21 protein-coding genes are annotated in these 21,652 nt (G+C 61.1%); 9 read left to right on the top strand and 12 right to left on the bottom strand.

Annotated elements, in window-relative coordinates; genetic code table 11:
* Window positions 1-38: 38 nt before the first annotated feature.
* Entirely contained in the window at window positions 39-1,364 is a 1,326-nt protein-coding gene (locus M2394_RS03380) for a C4-dicarboxylate transporter DctA (RefSeq protein ID WP_178922494.1), read from the bottom strand.
* A 217-nt stretch (window positions 1,365-1,581) separates the two neighbouring features.
* Between M2394_RS03380 and M2394_RS03375 the strand changes: the two genes are divergently transcribed.
* Complete coding sequence (locus tag M2394_RS03375; protein WP_178922483.1) at window positions 1,582-2,211, top strand: DNA-3-methyladenine glycosylase I; 630 nt, start codon at window positions 1,582-1,584, stop codon at window positions 2,209-2,211.
* A 124-nt stretch (window positions 2,212-2,335) separates the two neighbouring features.
* On the opposite strand, the gene M2394_RS03370 is transcribed toward M2394_RS03375, so the two are convergent.
* The 3 genes from M2394_RS03370 to M2394_RS03360 all read right to left on the bottom strand — a co-directional run bounded on the left by M2394_RS03370 (window position 2,336) and on the right by M2394_RS03360 (window position 4,634).
* Window positions 2,336-2,737 (bottom strand): cupin domain-containing protein, encoded by a 402-nt coding sequence (locus M2394_RS03370; RefSeq protein ID WP_259171627.1) that lies wholly within the window; start codon window positions 2,735-2,737, stop codon window positions 2,336-2,338.
* A 96-nt stretch (window positions 2,738-2,833) separates the two neighbouring features.
* Window positions 2,834-3,115, bottom strand: coding sequence for a putative quinol monooxygenase (locus M2394_RS03365; protein ID WP_259171626.1), 282 nt, complete (start codon window positions 3,113-3,115; stop codon window positions 2,834-2,836).
* Window positions 3,116-3,200: 85 nt separating this feature from the next.
* Complete coding sequence (locus tag M2394_RS03360; RefSeq protein ID WP_259171625.1) at window positions 3,201-4,634, bottom strand: PLP-dependent aminotransferase family protein; 1,434 nt, start codon at window positions 4,632-4,634, stop codon at window positions 3,201-3,203.
* Window positions 4,635-4,788: 154 nt separating this feature from the next.
* Between M2394_RS03360 and M2394_RS03355 the strand changes: the two genes are divergently transcribed.
* Window positions 4,789-5,232 carry a carboxymuconolactone decarboxylase family protein gene (locus tag M2394_RS03355; protein ID WP_178922491.1) on the top strand — a complete coding sequence of 148 codons (444 nt, stop codon included), beginning with the start codon at window positions 4,789-4,791 and terminating at the stop codon, window positions 5,230-5,232.
* Window positions 5,233-5,470: 238 nt separating this feature from the next.
* On the opposite strand, the gene M2394_RS03350 is transcribed toward M2394_RS03355, so the two are convergent.
* The 3 genes from M2394_RS03350 to M2394_RS03340 all read right to left on the bottom strand — a co-directional run bounded on the left by M2394_RS03350 (window position 5,471) and on the right by M2394_RS03340 (window position 8,398).
* On the bottom strand, window positions 5,471-6,238 hold the full coding sequence (locus M2394_RS03350; RefSeq protein WP_094952746.1) for an SDR family oxidoreductase: 768 nt from the start codon (window positions 6,236-6,238) through the stop codon (window positions 5,471-5,473).
* A 9-nt stretch (window positions 6,239-6,247) separates the two neighbouring features.
* Window positions 6,248-7,315 (bottom strand): phosphotransferase family protein, encoded by a 1,068-nt coding sequence (locus M2394_RS03345; protein ID WP_259171624.1) that lies wholly within the window; start codon window positions 7,313-7,315, stop codon window positions 6,248-6,250.
* Between the two features lie 129 nt (window positions 7,316-7,444).
* A complete protein-coding gene (locus M2394_RS03340; protein ID WP_178924728.1) occupies window positions 7,445-8,398 on the bottom strand; it encodes a 2-hydroxyacid dehydrogenase in 954 nt (317 codons plus the stop codon).
* Between the two features lie 181 nt (window positions 8,399-8,579).
* Here M2394_RS03340 and M2394_RS03335 point away from each other — a divergent pair, with 181 nt between their 5' ends.
* Complete coding sequence (locus M2394_RS03335) at window positions 8,580-8,915, top strand: hypothetical protein (RefSeq protein ID WP_259171623.1); 336 nt, start codon at window positions 8,580-8,582, stop codon at window positions 8,913-8,915.
* A complete protein-coding gene (locus tag M2394_RS03330) occupies window positions 8,912-9,232 on the top strand; it encodes a hypothetical protein (RefSeq protein WP_178924730.1) in 321 nt (106 codons plus the stop codon). Before M2394_RS03335 ends, M2394_RS03330 begins: the two co-directional genes overlap by 4 nt.
* On the opposite strand, the gene M2394_RS03325 is transcribed toward M2394_RS03330, so the two are convergent.
* On the bottom strand, window positions 9,229-9,774 hold the full coding sequence (locus tag M2394_RS03325; protein WP_259171622.1) for a cysteine hydrolase family protein: 546 nt from the start codon (window positions 9,772-9,774) through the stop codon (window positions 9,229-9,231). The genes M2394_RS03330 and M2394_RS03325 overlap by 4 nt on opposite strands.
* A 183-nt stretch (window positions 9,775-9,957) precedes the next feature.
* Window positions 9,958-10,572: a TetR/AcrR family transcriptional regulator gene (locus tag M2394_RS03320; RefSeq protein WP_259171621.1), complete on the bottom strand. Its 615-nt coding sequence runs from the start codon at window positions 10,570-10,572 to the stop codon at window positions 9,958-9,960.
* A gap of 284 nt (window positions 10,573-10,856) precedes the next feature.
* Here M2394_RS03320 and M2394_RS03315 point away from each other — a divergent pair, with 284 nt between their 5' ends.
* The 3 genes from M2394_RS03315 (at window position 10,857) to M2394_RS03305 (ending at window position 15,154) form a co-directional block, all read left to right on the top strand.
* Window positions 10,857-12,134 (top strand): serine/threonine transporter, encoded by a 1,278-nt coding sequence (locus M2394_RS03315; protein ID WP_178924735.1) that lies wholly within the window; start codon window positions 10,857-10,859, stop codon window positions 12,132-12,134.
* A 769-nt stretch (window positions 12,135-12,903) separates the two neighbouring features.
* Window positions 12,904-13,521 (top strand): ParB-like protein, encoded by a 618-nt coding sequence (locus M2394_RS03310; protein ID WP_178924737.1) that lies wholly within the window; start codon window positions 12,904-12,906, stop codon window positions 13,519-13,521.
* On the top strand, window positions 13,511-15,154 hold the full coding sequence (locus M2394_RS03305; protein ID WP_259171620.1) for a SulP family inorganic anion transporter: 1,644 nt from the start codon (window positions 13,511-13,513) through the stop codon (window positions 15,152-15,154). The genes M2394_RS03310 and M2394_RS03305 overlap by 11 nt, the downstream gene beginning before the upstream one ends.
* Window positions 15,155-15,205: 51 nt before the next feature.
* Here the strand turns inward: M2394_RS03305 and acnB are convergent, their stop codons facing one another.
* A complete protein-coding gene (gene acnB / locus M2394_RS03300) occupies window positions 15,206-17,815 on the bottom strand; it encodes a bifunctional aconitate hydratase 2/2-methylisocitrate dehydratase (RefSeq protein WP_259171710.1) in 2,610 nt (869 codons plus the stop codon).
* Between the two features lie 394 nt (window positions 17,816-18,209).
* Between acnB and M2394_RS03295 the strand changes: the two genes are divergently transcribed.
* Complete coding sequence (locus M2394_RS03295) at window positions 18,210-18,680, top strand: DUF1289 domain-containing protein (RefSeq protein WP_178924741.1); 471 nt, start codon at window positions 18,210-18,212, stop codon at window positions 18,678-18,680.
* A 47-nt stretch (window positions 18,681-18,727) separates the two neighbouring features.
* Here M2394_RS03295 and M2394_RS03290 read toward each other — a convergent pair whose 3' ends face one another.
* Entirely contained in the window at window positions 18,728-19,591 is an 864-nt protein-coding gene (locus tag M2394_RS03290; RefSeq protein ID WP_178924743.1) for a universal stress protein, read from the bottom strand.
* Between the two features lie 153 nt (window positions 19,592-19,744).
* On the opposite strand from M2394_RS03290, the gene M2394_RS03285 reads away from it, so the two are divergent.
* Window positions 19,745-20,347: a tRNA-(ms[2]io[6]A)-hydroxylase gene (locus tag M2394_RS03285; RefSeq protein ID WP_105697059.1), complete on the top strand. Its 603-nt coding sequence runs from the start codon at window positions 19,745-19,747 to the stop codon at window positions 20,345-20,347.
* Here M2394_RS03285 and M2394_RS03280 read toward each other — a convergent pair.
* Complete coding sequence (locus M2394_RS03280; protein ID WP_259171618.1) at window positions 20,303-21,502, bottom strand: MFS transporter; 1,200 nt, start codon at window positions 21,500-21,502, stop codon at window positions 20,303-20,305. The two genes, M2394_RS03285 and M2394_RS03280, sit on opposite strands and share 45 nt — an antisense overlap.
* Window positions 21,503-21,652: the final 150 nt, after the last annotated feature.

The raw sequence follows: 21,652 nt of genomic DNA, 5'->3' as shown, positions 1-21,652 counted from the left end.
CATCGCTGGCAAGCCAGCGCCTACAGGTGGTGTACCGATCAGAACTCCTGGTGGGCCGGCAGTACCGGTTTCTTGGCCTGGAAGGCATAGCCTTGTTGGCCGTCGAGTACCTTGTTGGCCCGCTGGATATCGATGTCTTTTTCCCAGCGTGCGATCGCCACGGTGGCTACGCAGTTGCCGATCAGGTTGGTCAGCGCGCGACCGATGCCCATGAACCAATCCACCGCCAGCACCAGCACCAGGCCTACCACCGGAATGGCCGGGATCGCCGTGAGCGTCGCCGCCAGGATCACCAGCGCCGAGCCAGGAATACCGTGGGCCCCTTTGGAGGTAATTAGCGACACCAGCAGGATCGTCAGCAAATCGGTCATCGACAGCGGCGTGCCGGTGGCGTTGGCAATGAACACAATGGCCAGGGTCAGGTAGATGGAGAACCCGTCGAGGTTGAACGAATACCCCGTCGGAATCACCAGGCCCACGGTGGAGCTGCCGATGCCCAGGTGCTCCAGTTTACGCATGATCTGTGGCAGCACGGCGTCGGAGGAGGCGGTGCCCATCACGATCAGCAGTTCTTCGCGCAGGTACTTGAGCAGCGGCAACATGCGCAGGCCCGACAGGCGCATCACCAGGCCCAGGATCAGCCCGACAAAGGCAAAGCAGGTCAGGTAGAACAGGCCCACCAGGCTGCCCAGGTGTTGCAGGGAGTCCAGGCCGTAGGTGCTGGTGGTGAAGGCGATCGCGCCGAACACGCCAATCGGCGCCAGGCGCACGATCATGCCCATGATGCGGAAGATGATATGGCTCAGTTCGTTGATCAGGCGCGAAATGCCCGATGCCGCTTCGCCCACCAGGTTCAGCGCGCTGCCGAACAGCACCGAGAACAACAGCACTTGCAGCACGTTGTTGTCGGCGAAGGCACCGATCACCGAGTTGGGGATCAGGTCCATCAGGAACTGGCTGGTGCCGCGAATGTGCTGGCCCTTGTCGGCCAGTTCATTGAGGCCTGCGGACGACAGCTGCTCCAGGTGGATATTGGCGCCTTGGCCGATGCCGGTGCTGAAGGCCATCACCAGGCCGATCACCAGGGCGACGGTGGTGAGCACTTCAAAGTAGATCACCGACTTGAGGCCGATACGCCCGACTTTTTTCAGGTCGCCAGCACCGGAAATGCCGCTGACCACCACGCAGAACACGATCAGGCCGATCAGCATCTTGATCAGCTTGATAAAGCCGTCACCCAGGGGTTTGAGTTGTGAGGAGAATTCGGGAAGGGCCAGGCCGCAGACTATGCCTAGCATCAGGCCAATCACGACTTGCAGGAAAATCGAACGCGAGCACCATCTGAGCATGGGAGGGATCTCTATTCGGTGCCCTGGTGGTTCCAGGGCTTAATTGTTGTGGTCTTACCGGTAAGTCCAGTGCGGGGCCAGTCTACGCCGGGTTTTTTTGAAATCACAAGTAAATATTCAGGGGTTGACCGGTCCCGGTCTGACCAGTTGGTCGGTGAGGGTGATGCTTGAGCGGTTGGCGGGCTCAAATTTTTTTCGCTTATCATCCACGGCTGAGCAGATGAGGTGATGGATGGACAAACCAGGGCTGACAACGGACGAAAACGGGCGCACCCATTGCACCTGGCGCACGGCGGCACCGCAGTACCCGCCATATCACGATCACGAGTGGGGCGTGCCGGTAGGGGACGACACCTTGTTGTACGAGAAGATCTGCCTGGAAGGCTTTCAGGCGGGCATGGCGTGGATCACCATCCTGCGCAAGCGCGAGCAATTCCGGGCGGCGTTCGACGGCTTTGATTTTCGCCGGGTGGCGCAGTACGGCGAGGCGGATATCGAACGCTTGATGAGAGACCCCGGCATCGTGCGCAACCGGGCCAAGATCGTGTCTACCATCAACAATGCGCGGCGGGCGTGTGAGCTGGTGGATGAGACGGGTTCGTTGGCGCGCTGGTTGTGGGCGTTCGAGCCCAGTGATGAGGAGCGTCCGGCCGTGGTGGACATGGCCTATTGGACGGGTAATCCGACGTCACCGGCCTCGGTGCGCCTCTCCAAAGCCTTGAAGAAACGCGGTTGGACCTATGTGGGGCCGACCACGATGTATGCGCTGATGCAGGCGATGGGCATGGTCAATGATCACCTCGAAGGCTGCGTGTGTCGCGAGCAGATCGAAAACCTGCGCCGCCAGTTCAAACGCCCCTGACAGCCCACGCTCAAACCTGTAGGAGCCCGGCTTGCCGGCGATGGCGGTGTATCAGTGACAGAAGTTTCGGCTGATACACCGCTATCGCAGGCAAGCCAGTTCCCACAGGTTTGTGTGGGGCGGGTTATTTGGGCAGGGGCGTCAACACCTCGGCCTTGTCATCCAGCACCATCACCACCAGCAATTTCGCCGGTTGTGTCTGGCTGGCGTTGCTCGATTCAAAGTGCCGGGAGCCGGCGGGTTCATAGAAGGTTTCGCCAACCTGGTAGGTTTTTGCCGGCTCGTCATTCACCCGCGAGGTGATCGCGCCTTGCAGCACATACGCCACGGCAGTGCCGGTGTGGCTATGGGGCACAGTGGCCTGGCCGGGGGCGTAGTCGACGGTGAGCATGATGGTTTTCTTGCCCGGCACGTTAGTCAGGGCGTGCTCTTGCAGGACCTTGATCGACTCCTGGTTGTACACCGGTTCGTGGGCAAAGGCGCTGAGGGAGGCGAGCATCAGGGAGGCGGCGAGCAGTCGTTTCATGGCGAAGTTTCCGAGTGGTTCGAGACCTTTTCACCCTACGCCGCAAGGCCTGGGCGACCAATAACCAATCCAGGCTAAGAGTAGGAGACCATTGCTTCAGTGGTCGAAATCCAGGGAGCGGGCCAGGTGTTCACGGGTCAGTTCGATAAACCCTTGCAAGGCCGGTAACGCGAAGTGTGCGCTGAGCTGTTCGCCACTGATCCAGCGACCCGTGACGATCCACAGATCGGCGTCCATCAGGTCGCGCTGCACCCCGTAATCCAGGCAACCGGGGGCGGTGCGCACCGCGTCGGCTATCTGCTGCAGACGCTCGCCCAGTTCCGCTGAGCGCCCGGCGGCCGCACGGATATGGACGGTATTGAAGGCACAGGCTGGCATGGCGATGGTCTCCGAGGTCGGGGGTCAGTGCACAGGCTAGAGCCTGACGAAGCCAGGACCAATGACCAATCCGCCGGAAAATCCGCTAGCCAATCTGCTGGAGGATATCGCGCACCTTGTCCAGCGCCGGGTCGATGTCCAGGGTTTCGATGGCACCAAAGCCGATAATCAAACCTGGGCGTACCGGCGCATCATGGAAAAATACATCCAAGGGGTACAAACCCACTTCTACCCGGCGCGCCAGTTCCATCAGCAGCGGGATATCCATGGGCACCTTGCACAGCGCCGCCATGTGGAAGCCTGCCACCGTCGGCACTGCCTCGAACCACGGCGACAGGTCAGCCGCCAGGCGTTGCAGGATGCGCTCGCGGCGCCCGGCATACACCGTGTGGCAGCGGCGGATATGCTTGAGCAGGTAGCCCTCGCTGATGAATTTGGCCAGGGCCCATTGGGGCAGGGTGGAGCTATGCTGGTCGGTCAGTTGCTTGGCCTTGAGCACGGCGCCGTAAATCGCTGAAGGCAGTACGGCGTAACCCAGGCGCAGCTCCGGCAACAGGGTTTTGGAGAACGTGCCGACATAGGTCACCACGCCTCGGGTATCCATGCTTTGCAGGGAGTCGGTGGGGCGGCCTTCGTAGCGGAACTCGCTGTCGTAGTCGTCTTCGATGATGATTGCGCCCAACGCGAAGGCGCGGGCCAGCAACGCCTCGCGACGTGCCAGGCTCATGGGCATGCCGAGGGGGAACTGATGGGACGGCGTCACGTAGATCAGCCGTGTGCCGTCGGGAATCTTGTCCACCTCGATGCCCTGTTCATCCACCGGGACGCTGGCCACCTGCGCGCCCATCGCCATGAACAACTGGCGCGCCGGGCTGTAGCCGGGGTCTTCCATGGCGACAAGCGTACCCGGTGCCAACACCACGCGGGCGATCAGGTCCAGGGCTTGCTGGGCGCCGTTGGTGACCACGATGTTGTCGGCGCGGCATTTGACCCCACGAGAAAACGCGATATGCCCGGCAATGGCTTCGCGCAGCGCCGGCAAACCTTCGGGCTGGCTGTAGAAACCGCTGTTCTGGGCGATACGGCGCAAGGCGTCCTGGGTGCAACGACGCCATTCATCCTGGGGGAACTGGTTGCGGCTGGTGGCGCCGCCGATAAATTCGTAGCGCAGCGTGCTGTCACGGGTGGGGTGACGCATGGGCGAGGGCAGCGCCGCCCATTTGCCCAGGTTGGCGGCGCACGCCAGGTCGGTCGCGGTTTGCACGCGTTCGGCCTGGGGCGCATGGGCATTGACGAAGGTGCCTCGGCCGGTCTTGCCCACCAGCAGGCCTTCGTAGGTGAGGGTGGCGTAGGTATCGGAGACGGTCTTGCGCGACACGCCCAGTTGCTCGGCCAGCAGGCGGCTGGGGGGCAATTGCGCACCTGCGGCCAGACGCCCGGAGCCAATGGCTTCACGCAGTTGCTGGTACAACTGTTCGGCCAGGTCCTTGCGGCCGTTGATCACCACGTGCAGTTCCATGTTTTATCCTGAGGCGCTGAATCTGCCCCAAGGTTACTCGCTCGCGCAGCGCCCTCAAAATGGTCTCTCGATAATCCGGTCGATTGGCTATAGGGCTGGTGCCACCAGGGCTTTAGGCTGGGTTGTCATCGCACCGGCCGCACGAGAACCGCCCATGGAACCCCGCCTGGATTACTACACCGCCTCACCGCAAGCGCTCAAGGGCATGTTGATGCTGGAAGCCGCCACCTTCGGGCTGTCCATCGAGAAACCGTTGCTGGAACTGATCAAGATCCGCGTCTCGCAGCTCAACCACTGCGGGTTTTGCACGGACATGCACTCAATGGCTGCGCGTCAACGGGGGGAGAGCGAGCGCCGTTTGTTCGCGCTGTGCGTATGGCGCGATTCGCCGTTTTTCAACGGGCGGGAGAAGGCCGCGTTGGCCTGGTGCGAGTCGGTGGCAATGCTCCCGACCTCAAGCGTTTCGGATGAACTCTACGCGGCGGTGCGCGCAGAATTCAGCGAGCAGGAACTGGTCGATCTGACCATGGCGGTGTCCAGCATCAGTGGCTGGAACCGCCTCGCGGTGAGTTTTCGGCAACAACCGCCAAACACATGAGTACACCGCCGATCAAAAATGTGGGCGCGGGCTTGCCCTCATTCCGAGTAGTGAGCGGGCTTACCCCGCGCCGGGTGGCGCAGCCGCCCTAATTCAGTCGCCGCGCTCTTCCAGACAGAACTCCGTTGTCTGGTTTGGGGCGGCTGCGCCACCCGGCGCGGGGCAAGCCCGCTCACTACAAAGCCTGGCCGCCCCTTGGTTCCTTAACTGACCATTGAGTTGGGTGATGCCCGCATTATCAGGACAAGAAACCACCGTCCACATTCAGCGACACGCCCGTGGTGTAGCTGGACGCATCACTGGCCAGGAACAACACCGCGCCGGCCATTTCGCTGGGGTCGGCCACACGCTTGAGGGGAATCTGCGCCAGGGCCATCTTCAGGATCGAGTCGTTCTTGACCAGTGCCGAGGCGAACTTGGTGTCGGTCAGGCCCGGCAGCAGGGCATTGCAACGAATGCCGAACGCCGCGCACTCCTTGGCGAACACCTTGGTCATGTTGATCACCGCGGCCTTGGTCACCGAGTAAATGCCCTGGAACACGCCTGGTGAGATTCCGTTGATCGACGCCACGTTGATGATGCTGCCGCCGCCGTTCTCGCGCATCAGTTTGCCGGCTTCCACCGACATGAAGAAGTAGCCGCGAATGTTCACGTCAACGGTCTTCTGGAACGCACCGAGGTCGGTGTCCAGCACGTTGCAGAACTGTGGGTTGGTGGCCGCATTGTTGACCAGGATATCCAGGCGCCCGAACTGCTCGCGGATACCGGCGAACACCTGGGTGATCTGTTCCATTTCACCGATGTGGCAGGCCACGGCGGTGGCTTTGCCGCCGTCGGCGATGATCGCATCGGCCACATGCTGGCAGCCTTCCAGTTTGCGGCTGGACACGATCACATGGGCGCCTTGCTGGGCCAGCAATTTAGCGATGGCTTCACCGATGCCACGGCTGGCGCCGGAAACGAAAGCGATCTTGCCGTCGAGGTCGAACAGGTGGGTCTTGGACATAGCGGTTCCTTAAAGGGACGATTTGCTGATGACGTTCAGGCTCATCTGCTCCAGCAGCGTGTTCATGTGAATGAACTGCGCAAAGCGTTTGTCCTGGGTCTGGCCATGGAAGAAGCGGTAGTAGATCTGCTGCACGATGCCGGCCAGGCGGAACAGGCCGTAGGTGTAGTAGAAGTCGAAATTGTCGATCTGGATGCCCGAGCGCTCGGCGTAATAGTCGACGAACTGGCGACGGGTGAGCATGCCGGGCGCGTTGCTTGGCTGGCGGCGCATCAGTTGCACCGGCGCCGGGTCTGCCGCTTCGATCCAGTAGGCGAGGGTGTTGCCCAGGTCCATCAGCGGATCGCCGAGGGTGGTCAACTCCCAATCGAGTACGCCGATGATCTGCATCGGGTTGTGCGGGTCGAGGATCACGTTATCGAAGCGGTAGTCGTTGTGCACGATGCTGGAGGTCGGGTGGTCGGCCGGCATCTTGTCGTTGAGCCAGGCGCGTACGGCTTCCCAGCGCGGCGCATCGGGGGTCAGGGCTTTCTCGTAGCGGTCGCTCCAGCCACGGATCTGACGTTCCACGTAGCCTTCCGGCTTGCCCAGGTCGGCCAGGCCGCAGGCGGTGTAATCCACCTGATGCAATTCCACGAACTTGTCGATGAAGCTTTTGCACAGGGCCTCGGTCTTGGCCGCATCCAGGCCCAGTTCGGCCGGCAGGTCGGAACGCAAAATGATGCCGTTGACCCGCTCCATCACATAGAACTCGGCGCCGATCAACGACTCATCGGTGCAATGCACGTAGGCTTTGGGGCAATACGGGAAGCCGTCCTTGAGCTGATTGAGAATGCGGTATTCGCGGCCCATGTCGTGGGCTGACTTGGCCTTGTGGCCAAAGGGCGGGCGGCGCAGCACGAATTCCTGGCCCGGGTATTCCAGCAGGTAGGTCAGGTTCGACGCGCCGCCGGGGAACTGGCTGATTTTAGGCGTGCCGCTCAGGCCCGGGATATGGGCCTTGAGGTAGGGATCGATCAGGCTGGCATCAAGTTCTTCGCCTGGGCGAATCTGGGTCGATTGGTCGTTAAGCGCCATGCTTATCCCTTCTGCTTATTCTAAAGGCCTCGGACTATTTCCTAATCTAATGCGCGCAGCCGCCAGGCGACAAGGTCGGGGCGGCTTAATAGGTTAGCGTGTTGGATGATGATCAGCGTGCCTGATCGGTCATTTAGTGGGCGGGGGCAGGGCGACCGGCGTGAGTACCGGGCGGCCGGCGAAGTATTCCACCAGGTTGTCGGCGACGCGCTGCACGGTGTCATGGGCCGCTTCCGGCGACAGGCCGGCGACGTGGGAGGTGAGCACGGTATTGCTCAGCTTCTTGAGCGCGTCGGGCACCTTGGGCTCATCGTCGAACACGTCCAGTGCGGCGCCGCCGATCCGGCGCTGCTCCAGTGCCGCCACCAGGTCGGCGGTGACCACCACACTGCCACGGCCGATGTTCACCAGGTAGCCGTTGGGCCCCAAGGCGTCGAGGGCGTGGCGATCGATCAGGTGACGGGTGCTTGCACCCCCGGGGGTGGCCAGGATCAGGAAGTCCGAGGTGCGCGCCAGTTCCACGGCGGTTGCGCAATAGGTGTAGTCCACGTCATCGCGGGGCTGGCGGTTGTGATAACTCACCTCCATGCCGAACCCGAGGGAGGCGCGCTTGGCGATTTCCATGCCTACCGCACCCAGGCCGAGGATGCCCAGTTGCTTGCCGCCCAAGGAAGGGCGCATCACCTTGGGCCATTCGCTGCGGCGCACGGCGGCGTCTGTCTGAGGGATACCGCGCACCAGCGACAGCAGCAGCGCCATGGCGTGGTCGGCCACCGACGGCGCGTTCACCCCGGCGCCGTTGGTCACGACAATCCCACGGTTGCTCGCGGCTTGCAGGTCCACGTGCTCATAACCGGCGCCGATCACGCAAATGATCTCCAGCAACGGCAAGGCGGCGATTTCCTCGGCATACAACCCCAGTGGGCCACGGGTCAGCACCGCCTTGATCTGCCCACCATGGGTCTTGATCGCCTGGGCGCGTTCGGCAGGCGTCGGCGCCAGAATCACGTGAAAGTCATTGCTCTCGATGATTTGCAGGTATTCGTTGATGGTTTCAACCAGGACCAGAACTGTGGTGGACATCGGAAGGCTCTTCCTGAAGGGTTTGAGTGGGGCAGTATGCGTGATTTGTAAGACGGAGCGTTTTGTTGGGATAGAAAATTTTCTTCTTTCGTAAGGCCTGTCTGAATTTCAAAACCGTCCGTCCAGGGTGGGTGTACTGAGCCAGACTTTGTCGACTTTCCCACCAGCAGAGACGACATGGATGCTTGTTCCTGCCACACCCGAAGAGATCAAATGGACGCCATACGGTTACAAACACGGCCCCTCAACGCTTGTCCCCTGGAGAACGGTCATCGCCGGTACAGTGGTCGGCCCGGCCAAATACCGGCCCGGCATCGCTATTGAAAAGCTGGAACGAGAGGCCTCTAAAAATGGAGTGCCCACCACCAACGGAAAACCCTGGAAAGTGATGGAATGCCAGCATTGCATCGGAGCCAGTCATGGAAAACTCAGCCGCTGGGTGCGAGTAGAACTCAGTGCAGGTGCCATTCATGGCCACCCGATTTCTGAACAGGAACTCATGAGGTTAACAAATTGATCGCGTTCAACTTTAGCGGTGGCACAGTCACCCATGACGATCTGTCACTGCTGCAGGACATTGCGGTGGCAAAACAAACCGACTTGCTGAAAGAAGATATGCTCCAGGTGGAGTTTGCCGGTGGGCTACTGCTGGATGTGGGGTGGTACCCTGAGTTTGATGCTTCGGGTGGTTTCCGGATAAATGTCATCAAGAATTTCGACTGGGATCGTCCGGTCGTGGCATTGACGGCACACGAAACCGCAGAGCTTGTAGAACAACTGAACGTAGCGCAGGACGCCATCAATGGCGAACTGCGCAAGACCTCGGCTTTTTAGTCGGCGGTAGCCACGGCCGAACGCCAGACATCCACCGCTTTGACCTGCTTCACAAATGCTCCCGCCAGCGTCGCATTGTGATGGTCGATGATCGCCTTCGCGGACAGTGCCTGGGTGTCCATGCAGGTATGGCCATCCTCCGGCAACACCACCGAAAACCCCAGCTCAACTGCCACCCGGCACGTGGTGTCGACACAGAACTGCGTTTTCATCCCCACGATCACCAACTCATCGACGTTTGCTGCCGCCAGGCGCTCCGCCAGGTCGGTGCCCAGGAAGCAGCTGGGGCGGGTTTTGTTGAACAGATAATCCCGTGCTTCATCGACCTCAAGGCCAGGCCACAGCTGCCAGAACGCGCTGCCCGCTTCGATGGGCGAGCCGGCCGGGCCGGTGTGGCGGGCGACGAAGATCGGTGCGTGGGCGGCGCGGGCGCGCTGAATCAGCAGGTTGATGGTGTCGAGTACGCGCGCTCGTTCGAAGGGTTTTTGCGGGCCGTCGTACAGGCCGACTTGCATGTCAATGATCAGCAGGGCATTAGCCATGGTGGTGCTCCTTGTGGGTGCCAGGTGACGGAGCAATAAAAAGGCCCCGTCCATTGCTGGCGGGGCCTTGGGGTGATTCCGGGGTGTGTCTAGTTCACGCACCCACGGTCACCGCACGACCCGCCATAAGCGGTCGTGGTGGTGGTACGGGTGAGGAACAGCTGGATAAGGTTCATGGCCTGATCATGCGGTGGCGGGTAAGTGGCTGTCAACGCAAGTGTCTGTTTTCTTCTCGGGCAAAAGCGTGTTTCGGGCAGCGTCGAGGAACTCTTCTGATACGCCGCTGCCCCGAGTCGCGCGGGCGAGCACCAAGGCGCCGACCATCATCGCGTAGTCAGCCAGCATGGCCTGGCGACTGTCATCCCGCAGTTGCTCGAAGACGTCCAGCGACTGTTCGACGCCGTTGATGAAGCTGTGCTGCAAGGCGGTGTCGGCAGGTTCATGGCACATGTCCGGGGTGAAGGCCGAGATCGGGCAGCCGTCCCCCGGGTTGTCGCGGTGGTGGGTCGAGAAATACGGGCGCAGGATCGCTTCGCGGGCCGACTGCGTGTCGGCGCTGGCGCTGATCTTTTCTTGCCAGCCGAGGTTTGATTGTTCAAATGCTTTTTGGCACGCCTCGGTGGCCAGGGCTTCCTTGGAGGCAAAGTGCCCGTAAAAACCACCGTGGGTCAGGCCGGCGGCGGCCATCACGTCCGACAGGCTGATGCCATGCAACCCGCGTTCACGGAACAGGCGCGTGGCGGCCTCGACGATGATTTCGCGGTTGAGTTCGGCTTGTTTGCGGGAGACGCGGGGCATGGCGAGGTTCTCGGGATAAAGGCGGGCACTGCGCTAAAAAGTACAGGAATGCCCGGCAATCTAAAATAGATTTGTTGGGGAATGTATTCCCGCAGCGGCGCTGGAGCCGGCGTAAACTGGCGCTTTTAGCCACCCTTGAGCGTCTGCACCGCCTAACCGTTCCTCAGCTAAGTCTTTGCTTATTCAGGAGAATCCCGGACAATCGCGCCCCTGTTATGGTCGGGGCGCTGCCTGTCAGGTTTTTCTGACTCGTCCCGGCTATGGAAATGCGGAGATCCGACCGGATGAATGATCAGGCCAATAGCGTCGACCAACGTTATGAGACGACACCTGCAACCCTCACAAGCTGGAGCCGCCAGGACACCACCTGGATGCTTGGCCTGTTCGGCACCGCCATTGGCGCCGGTACTTTGTTCTTGCCCATCAACGCCGGCCTGGGGGGCTTCTGGCCGCTGCTGATCCTGGCGGTGCTGGCGTTCCCGATGACGTTCTTTGCCCACCGTGGCCTGACCCGTTTCGTCCTGTCCGGCCGTGAAGGCTCCGACATCACTGACGTGGTCGAAGAGCACTTCGGCATCAAGGCCGGCGCGTTGATCACCCTGCTGTACTTCTTTGCGATCTTCCCGATCCTGTTGATCTACAGCGTCGCACTGACCAATACCGTCAGCAGCTTCATGGAGCATCAACTGCACATCATGCCGCCGCCCCGGGCGATCCTGGCGTTTGTGCTGATCCTCGGCCTGCTGGCCGTGGTACGTTGCGGCGAGCAAGTGATCGTCAAGGCCATGAGCCTGATGGTGTATCCGTTTATCGTGGCCTTGCTGTTCCTGGCCGTGTACCTGATCCCCCACTGGACCGGCGGCATCCTCAGCACTGCAAGTGAAGTGCCGGCCCCCTCGGCGCTGCTCAACACCCTGTGGCTGGCCATCCCGGTGATGGTGTTCTCGTTCAACCACTCGCCGATCATCTCGGCGTTCGCGGTGGACCAGAAGCGCCAGTACGGCGCCCACGCCGATGAGCGCAGCTCGCAGATCCTGTCCCGCGCCCATCTATTGATGGTCGTAATGGTGCTGTTCTTCGTGTTCAGCTGCGTGCTGACCCTGTCGCCGGCGCAGTTGGCCGAAGCGAAAGCGCAGAACCTGTCGATCCTGTCCTATCTGGCCAACCACTTCGACAACCCGACCATCGCCTTTGCCGCGCCATTGATCGCGTTCGTGGCGATTGCCAAGTCGTTCCTGGGCCACTACATCGGCGCCAGCGAAGGCCTCAAGGGCCTGGTGGTCAAGACGGGGCGCCGCCCGGCACCCAAGGCGCTGGACCGCATGACCGCAGCCTTCATGCTGGTGGTGTGCTGGATTGTCGCCACGCTTAACCCGAGCATTCTCGGCATGATCGAGACCCTGGGCGGTCCTGTTATCGCGTCGATTCTGTTCCTGATGCCGATGTATGCCATCCGTAAGGTACCGGCCATGGCCAAGTACCGTGGGCAGGCGTCCAACGTGTTTGTCACGGCCGTTGGCTTGGTGGCGATCACCGCGCTGATTTATTCGCTGCTGTCCTGATTCCAGGCGGCAACGACACAGGCCGATTCGCGCATACCGCGAATCGGCCTTTTTTGTGCGCGCAGCACGGGGGCAATCGATTCAAACGGTGGGGGCGGCGGTGCGACGATTCGACTTGCTCGCGAAGGCGGCCTATCAGGCGATTTAGTGTTATTGGATGTACACGGTTCTAATGTGTGGGCTTGCCTGCGATGGCGGCCACTCAACCAACCCACCCCTACCTGACACCTCACATTCCAACTGTGGGAGCGGGCTTGCTCGCGAAGGCGGCCTATCAGGCGATTTAGTGTTATTGGATGTACACGGTTCTAATGTGGGAGCTGGCTTGCCTGCGATGACTGTGGGCTGGGCGCTATAGATTTTTGGTCGGAGTACATATCCGTTGCTGCGGTCACGGCGGCTTAGGGTTCCGCCCTTACGGCGGGCCACTTTTGGCAAACGCCCCAAAAGTAACCAAAAGGTCTTTGCCCCACCACTCGGCACCTCGCCTAGGCTCGGTGTGCCCGAACGAAGGCTTGAATCCGTGGGCCGCCGTCATGGGCCATCCCTGGCCCAGGACGGCTAACCCGGCGTCCTGCCGGGTTGCCCACGGATTCAAGCCTGCGTTCGGCCAGCGTGGTTGACGGGGCGCCTCAGATCAAGATCAAAAGCCAAAGCCAAAGCCAAAGCCAAAGCCAAAGCCAATGGCTGGGGCCGGAGTGTCTGTAGATACCTGCGTTGCAATGAGGGCTAAGCTTGTCGGCTTACAGGTTCCTATTTGGAGTTGTCCATGGCTCGGCCCCGCCCGCAACTGGTCACCGGCAAGCTGGAAAAGCTGCACCCCACGCAACTCACTGTCGGCCTGGCTGAGGTCGCCGCCAAGCGCGAAGCCTGGACCAAGCTCAAGCGCAAGGAGCGCGCCGCTGCGCTGGATAAACACTGGTTCCCCTGCGTGTTGGGGCCGGACGAGCGTTTTTACATCACCGATCACCACCACTTTGGCCTGGCCCTGCTGCTGGAAGAGGTCAAGAGCGTGTCGTTGCTGATGCTCAAGGACTTGTCGTTCGTCGAGCGCAGCACGTTCTGGAATGTCATGGCGTTCAACCAGTGGGTTCACCCTTATGATGCCCGGGGGCTGCGTCGTTCCTACGAGGCTATCCCCCGAAAGATTACCGACTTGCAGGATGATCCCTATCGCAGCCTGGCGGGCCTGCTGCGTACGGCGGGCGGTTACGCCAAGGACGCTACGCCGTTCAGCGAGTTTCTCTGGGCTGATTTTTTCCGCTCCCGTATCGGTAGCGATGTGGTCAGCCAGCCGAGTGCCAAGGTGTTGGCCAAGGCTATGGTCCTGGCGCGCAGCCAGGAAGCACGTTATTTGCCGGGATGGGTAGGGCCGATTGAAAACTGAAACCAATGCCCCTGTTGTTGCATCACCCAACCGTATCCAGGACCTGCTTGCCGGGTTGTCCATTGCCGGGTTGTTGCTGCCCGAAGCGGTGGCGTATTCCAGCATCGCCGCATTGCCACCCCAGGCTGGGGTGATTGCCCTGTTTGCAGGGCTGCTGTGTTACGGCCTGTTCGGCACCAGTCGCTTTGCGATTGTTTCGGCCACCTCGTCTTCGGCGGCGGTATTGGCGGCGGCTACGGCCAGCCTGGCCGGTGGTGATCCGGCGTTGAGGCTGTCCCTGGCGTTCGGCCTGGTGCTGATCACTGCGGTGCTGTTCCTGCTGGCGGGGTTGTTCAAGCTGGGGGGTGTGACGTCGTTCATCGCCAAACCGGTGTTGCGCGGCTTTGCCTTCGGATTGGCGCTGACCATCATCCTCAAGCAGTTGGCCAGCGTGGTCGGCGTGCACCTGACCGACAACAACCTGATCCGCTTCCTGCCGCAATTGCTCGAGCAGTTGCCCCGCTGGAACTGGCCGGCCGCGACGGTGGCCGGGGTGGCGTTGCTGGTGCTGTGGGTGTGTGCGCGGATTCCTCGCTTGCCGGGCGGGCTGTTGGTGGTGCTGCTGGGCATCGTTGCCGGGCAATACCTGGACCTGCAGGCCCACGGCGTTGCCCTGATCGGTTTGATCGATCTGCGCCTGGCGTTGGGGCACTTCCCGGATTTGCCGTTCGCCGACTGGCTGCGGTTGGGCGAACTGGCGTTTGCCTTGGTGATGATCCTGTATGCAGAGTCGTACGGCTCCATCAGCTCGTTTGCGCTTAAACACGGCGATCATGTGTCATCCAACCGCGACCTGCTGGCCTTGGGCGCGGCCAACCTGGTGTCCGGGTTGTTTCACGGCATGCCGGCCGGTGCCGGGTATTCGGCCACCTCGGCCAATGAAGCGGCGGGGGCCAGCTCGCGTCTGTCGGGCATTGTCGCGGCCTTGGTGGTGCTGGTGATCGTGCTGACCGTGCTGCCGTATGTGGCGCTGACCCCGGAGCCTGTGCTGGCTGCCATCGTCGTGTATGCCTTGGCGCGGGGCCTGAGTCTGCAGCCCCTGGGGCGTTATTTCCTGTGGCGGCGCGACCGTTTGCTGGTGGTCTGTGCTGTGGCGGCGGTGCTGGTGTTGGGCGTGCTGGATGGTTTGCTGCTGGCGGTAGCGATCAGCGTGGTGTTGATGCTGCGTCAGATGTCGTCGGCCGACATACAAGTGCTGGGCCGCCTGGGCGATAGCCATGACTTTGTCGACTGCCAGCACCACGCCGATGCGGTGGCAGTGCCCGGTGTGTTGATCGTGCGGCCCAGCGAGGCGCTGTTCTTCGCCAATGCTGAACGTATCCTCGGCGCCGCCTTGCGCTTGATGCGCCAGTCGCCGGTGGACGCAGTGGTGTTGAGCCTGGAAGAGTCGCCGGACCTGGATGGCACCAGTATTGAAGCTCTGGCGGCGTTCTTTGCCCAGGTGCGCGGGGAGGGCAAGCGCCTGGTGCTGGCGCGTGTGCGGCATCCGGCGATGGACGTGTTGCAGGCATTGCCCGAAGCGCAGGCGCCGCAGGTTCAGCTCTGCGCCCTGAGTGTCGATGGTGCCGTGCAACTGGCCAAATCCCAGGCATAAAAAAACGCCGCGTATCGTGGAATACGCGGCGTCCTTTTACGTCAACACACCTTAGGCTTGAATCACCGGGATGTTGGCGCTTGCTGCGATTTTACGGAACTCGGCGATCTGGTCGAAGTTCAGGTAGCGGTAGACGTCACTGGCCATGGTGTCCAGTTTCGCTGCGTAGCCCATGTACTCTTCGACGGTCGGCAGGCGACCCAGAGTGGAAGCAACAGCCGCCAGCTCAGCCGAGGCCAGGTAGACGTTCGCGCCGTCACCCAGGCGGTTCGGGAAGTTACGGGTGGAAGTCGACACAACGGTCGAGTTCGGCTCTACACGTGCCTGGTTACCCATGCACAGCGAGCAGCCCGGCATTTCCATGCGCGCGCCAGCCTTGCCGTAGATGCCGTAGTAGCCTTCTTCGGTCAGTTGGTGAGCGTCCATCTTGGTCGGCGGCGACAGCCACAGACGGGTTGGCAGCTGACCCTTGACCTGCTCCAGCAGCTTACCGGCAGCGCGGAAGTGACCGATGTTGGTCATGCACGAACCGATGAACACTTCGTCGATCTTCTCGCCTGCAACGCTCGACAGCAGACGGGCATCGTCCGGGTCGTTCGGTGCGCAGAGGATAGGCTCGTTGATTTCCGCCAGGTCGATCTCGATGATTTCGGCGTATTCCGCGTCGGCATCGGCTTCCATCAGCTCAGGGTTCTTGACCCAGGCTTCCATCGCTTGAGCACGACGTTCCAGGGTACGTGCATCACCGTAGCCTTCACCGATCATCCAGCGCAGCAGGGTGATGTTGGAGTTCAGGTACTCGGTGATGGACTCTTTGGACAGCTTGATGGTGCAACCGGCAGCCGAACGTTCCGCCGAGGCGTCGGACAGTTCGAACGCTTGCTCCAGCGTCAGGTCGTTCAGGCCTTCGATCTCCAGGATGCGGCCGGAGAAGGCGTTCTTCTTGCCTTTCTTCTCTACGGTCAGCAGGCCCGACTGGATCGCGTAGTAAGGAATGGCATGAACCAGGTCACGCAGGGTGATGCCAGGTTTCATCTTGCCTTTGAAGCGCACCAGGATCGATTCCGGCATGTCCAGTGGCATCACGCCAGTGGCTGCGGCGAACGCGACCAGGCCAGAACCGGCCGGGAACGAGATGCCCATCGGGAAACGGGTGTGGGAGTCACCACCGGTACCCACGGTGTCCGGCAGCAGCATGCGGTTCAGCCAGCTGTGGATGATGCCGTCGCCTGGACGCAGCGATACACCGCCACGGGTCATGATGAAGTCAGGCAGGGTGTGGTGGGTGGTCACGTCGATCGGCTTTGGATAGGCCGCGGTGTGGCAGAAGGACTGCATCACCAGGTCGGTCGAGAAGCCCAGGCACGCCAAGTCTTTCAGTTCGTCACGGGTCATCGGACCGGTGGTGTCCTGGGAACCCACGGTGGTCATCTTCGGCTCGCAGTAGGTGCCAGGACGAACGCCTTTGCCTTCCGGCAGGCCGCACGCCTTGCCCACCATTTTCTGTGCCAGGGTGTAGCCCTTGCCAGTGTCGACAGGTGCTTCAGGCAGCTTGAACAGGTCGGTTGGGCCCAGGCCCAGTTCGGCACGTGCCTTGTCGGTCAGGCCGCGACCGATGATCAGCGGGATACGGCCGCCGGCACGGACTTCGTCCAACAGCACCGGGGTCTTCATTTCGAAGGTGGTGATGACTTCGTCGGTGCCGTGTTTGCAGACTTTGCCAGCATGCGGGTACAGGTCGATCACGTCGCCCATGTTCATGTTGGTAACGTCGAATTCGATTGGCAGTGCGCCCGCATCTTCCATGGTGTTGTAGAAGATTGGAGCGATCTTGCTGCCGAAGCAGAAGCCGCCGGCGCGCTTGTTCGGCACGTATGGCACGTCGTCGCCGAAGAACCACAGCACGGAGTTGGTGGCCGATTTACGCGACGAACCGGTACCGACCACGTCGCCCACGTAGGCGATCGGGAAGCCTTGGCCGCGCATTTCTTCGATCTGCTTCATCGGGCCGGTCTTGCCTTGCTCGTCCGGCACGATGCCTTCGCGCGCCATTTTCAGCATGGCCAGGGCGTGCAGCGGGATGTCCGGGCGGGACCAGGCGTCAGGCGCAGGGGACAGGTCGTCGGTGTTGGTTTCGCCGGTGACCTTGAAGACGCGCAGGCTGATCTTGTCGGCCAGGGTAGGGCGGTTGCGGAACCACTCGCCGTCAGCCCAGGACTGGATCACGGCTTTGGCGTGTTCGTTGCCGTTACGGGCTTTTTCAGCCACGTCGTGGAACGCATCGAACATCAGCAGGGTGTGCTTGAGTTGGGCGGCGGCGACAGGAGCCAGGGTGGCGTCGTCCAGCAGCTCGACCAGGGTCACGATGTTGTAGCCGCCTTGCATGGTGCCAAGCAGTTCAACGGCGCGCTGTTTGCTGATCAGGGGGGAAGTGGCTTCGCCCTTGGCCAGGGCAGACAGGAAACCGGCCTTGACGTAGGCAGCTTCGTCAACACCTGGTGGAATGCGGTTGGTGATCAGGTCAACGAGGAATTCTTCTTCGCCAGCCGGAGGATTTTTCAGCAGCTCGACCAGGCCTGCGGTTTGTTCGGCGTTAAGCGGCTGGGGAACGATACCCAGTGCTGCACGCTCTTCGATATGTTTGCGGTAGGCTTCAAGCACAGTTATTACCCTCATCAGTGGTCCCACGGGACGCTCATCCAGAAATGAACGGCACGCATGCGCTCGGGGGCTTTTTGGGCCGCAAAGCCAGCGCTGCCGGCATTCCTCACAGAAGCTGCTTTCAAAGTTTTACGCCTGCAGAGCGGAGCTGATGAGGGTTGGCGCTGGCTATTTACCGCGTAAATAACCGTCGCCAACACCGCTCTGAAGGAACGACTGTGCTCGTGACGCTTTGAAAACAGCTTCCAATGGACTATTGGCGCCTTACAAGGCCGGATGATTCTACGGCAAAAAATTTCTAAAGGTAAGTTGCCTAACCAAGTTTGCGGGGTGATAGCCGTTAGACAAAGGGCTAACATGGCGCATTGTTTCGCTGATCGGCGTGTTGTTGCCCATGTCCAACCAAACCATCAAGACCCCCTGCGTCGGCCTGTGCTCCACGGTTTACGGCGATCTGGTGTGCCGTGGCTGCAAGCGCTTCCATCACGAGGTGATCCAGTGGAATGGCTATAACGAGGAAGAAAAACGAGCGGTCTGGCTGCGCCTGGAGCAACTGCTGGTGCAGGTGATGGCCGGCAAACTGGAGGTGTTCGACCCCAAGGCCCTGCGCGGGCAGTTGGAGCAACGCAAGATCCGCTTTGTGCCGCACCAGTCCGAGTACTGCTGGGCCTACCAGTTGATCGCCCGGGGCGCGCGGGTGATTTCCAACCTGGAGGCCTATGGCATGGTGCTATTGCCGGAGTTTCGCGGGTGGACGTTGCCGGATTTGCGCGATGCCATTGATCGAGAGTTCTTCATCCTCTCCGAGGCGCATTACCAGCGCTACATCGCCCCCGGGTTTCTCAAGGATGTATTTTCCACCTGACACCACACGAAACACCTGTGAGAGCTTCACGGTTTGAAAGGGCAGTGTCAGGGCTTGCTGGCCAGTTCTTCCAGATGATCCATCAACTCCTGCGGCTTGAGCACCAACACATCGCTTTCCAGCGTATCCAGCACGACCTCTGCGGTGTTGCCGATCAATGCCCCGGAAATACCCGTGCGGCCCACGGTGCCGATGATAGTGACCGCCGCCTGCAGCGTGTGGGCGAGATGCGGTATCAACACGTCCGCCGGCCCTTCCTCGATATGCAGATGTTTGTCATCCACATCGAACTCCGCCTGAAACGCCCTGCATTGCTCGCGATAACGCGCCTCGATGGTTTCCTTGAGCTGGAAGGTCGGGTCGGCCGCTGACAGCATCGGCGACGGGTGGGCGCTGATCACATGCAGCTGCGCCTTGGCCAAATGCGCGATATCGAAACCGTGATCGATGATCGAATTATGCAGTGAGCGGTGTTCACCGTCGTTGTTGCCCACGTCGATGGCCGCCAGGATCACCCGGCCCGCCCACGGTGTGGCGGTCTTGACCAACAGCACCGCAGTCGGGCAATAACGCAGCAACTTCCAATCCGCAGGCGTCAGCAGGGCCTTTTTCAGCGCGCTGTCAGGGAAGTGCTGCTTGATCACCAGCCCGCAGCCCTCGGCCTGCTGCACATCGATGATGGTTTCATGCAGGCTGTCATTCCAGGCCTGCTCGGTGGTGACGCTGTAGCCGTCCTCCTGCAAACCGGCCTTGAGCAGGCTTAGCAGCGCCGAGTGCTCGTGTTTCTTGTCGCACACCAGTAAATGCAAGTGCGCGCCGGTGACCCCGGCGATCAGCTTGGCACGCTTGAGGGCCAGGCTTTCCGAATGCTCGGGCTCGATGACCACCAGGAGGCTGCGGATGGCTTGCATGGTCGGGAACTCCAAGAAGAGGGTGGGCGTGCAACAACTATAGTTGCTGCCACGCTGCCGTCATGTTGATGCACATCAAGGGCGGTGGCTGGTGGTCTGCGGCGTGGTCGGTATAATCGGTGCCCTTTTGTGATCCTTTTGCCCGTGAGCCCGATGAACCTGCCCGAAATCCACGAATTCCTCGGCTGCCGCACCCCCGACGCCTGGGTCCAGGCCGCACTGGCCGATCAGGAAACCCTGCTGATCGACCACAAGAACTGCGAATTCAAAGCGGCCAGCACCGCCCTGAGCCTGATTGCCAAGTACTACAGCCATGTCGACCTGATCAACATGATGTCGCGCCTTGCCCGGGAAGAACTGGTGCACCACGAACAAGTCATGCGCCTGATGAAAAAACGCAAAATCGAGCTGCGCCAACTGAATGCCGGGCGTTATGCCTCGGGTTTGCGCAAAGTGGTGCGCACCCATGAACCGGTCAAATTGGTGGACACGCTGGTGGTAGGCGCGTTCATCGAAGCGCGCAGTTGCGAGCGTTTCGAAGCACTGGTGCCGCATTTGGACGAAGAACTCGGCAAGTTCTACTTCGGCTTGCTGAAAAGCGAAGCCCGGCACTTCCAGGGCTACCTGAAACTGGCCTACCAGTACGGTGACGCCAAGGATGTCGCCCAAGTGATCGAGCGGGTGAGGGCGGCCGAGCAGGAGCTGATCGAGTCACCCGACGTCGAGTTCCGCTTTCACAGTGGCGTGCCAGCCTGACGCCACGGCCACGCCGATCAGCGCGGTGATTCCGGTCAGCAGCAGGATCACCGTCTGCGTGCCCAGGGGCGCCGCCAACACGGCAATCAGCAAACCGGCCAATGGCTGGGCCAGGTTGTTGAACAGGGTGATCACGCCCACCGTCTTGCCAAAATCCTGCACCGGGATCACCCGTTGCCGGGTGCTGCGCATGTACACGTTGAACATCTTGTCGAAGCCGGTCACCAGCAGGAACCCCAGGGTGTAGGCCCAGAGATTGGGGCTGATCGCCATGATCAGCGCGCCCACGGCAATCATCGAATACGACAGGCCGCCCAGCACCTTCAGGGGCAATGTGGCGCGCGCCAGGTAAAACAGGATGGCGATGGTTACCCCGGCACCGGCCGCCTGCAGCACGGCATAGCCATCCTTGCCCGCGCCAAACTGGCCGGTGACCATCGCCGCCGAAGTCGCCAGGGTCACGCCGATGATCAGGTTCACGCCCACCGCCAGGGTGATCACGCGTTTCAACTCCGCCAGGTTGCGGATATGCCCCAGCGCCGTGCGCAGCGGCTGCAGCCAGATATCCCGATGCTGCACAAAGACTTGCAGGTTCACCGTGCTGTTGCGTTGCCACACGCGCATCGCCACGTCGGCCATCACAAACAACCCGGCCACCCCCAGTACCACGAGGTGCCAAGGCCACACCTCCAGCATCAGCGCCGCCACCAGCGGGCCCAGCACCAGCCCGCTCTGGTCGGCGATTTGCGAGTAGGACAGGGTCTTGGCATAGCTGTATTGCGAGAATACATGGGGCATCAGCACTTCTCGGGCCATGATGCCCTGGGTGGTCAACACCCCGCACAGCGCCGAGAGCAGCACGATCCAGTGGATACCCTCGAACAGGCCGTACAGCGTCACCGCCATCACGCAGGCCAGTGCCCGATACACCTGGCTGATATGCAGGATGCGCGCGGGCGGGTACTTGTCGCACAATGCCCCGCACACCGGAAATGCCAGGTAGCGCGGCAGTGACTCGACAAAAAATGCCAGGCCGGCCCAGGAAACGCTCCCGGTACTCTGGAACACGATCAACGGCACGATAAACAGCAGAATCTGGTCTGCCAGTCGCGACAAAAACAGCGAAACAAAGAACGCCTGGTAATCCTTGCGCATACAACTCCCTGTGAATGGCGTTAAAGAGTGCGGGGTATTTGTTAAAAACTCTTAAAAGCATGAAGCTTCGTCGGCGCGTAATGGCCAACCGCTTCTGTGCACCGGCTTGCCACCTATAATGCGCACACTTCAATTCGCGCATCCACACTG

Origin of the sequence: Pseudomonas sp. BIGb0164, from assembly GCF_024810135.1 — a bacterium.
In the GTDB taxonomy this organism is placed as follows: domain Bacteria; phylum Pseudomonadota; class Gammaproteobacteria; order Pseudomonadales; family Pseudomonadaceae; genus Aquipseudomonas.
The sequence above is the reverse complement of the archived record's forward strand: the minus strand, read 5'-3'. Positions and strand labels throughout refer to the sequence as shown.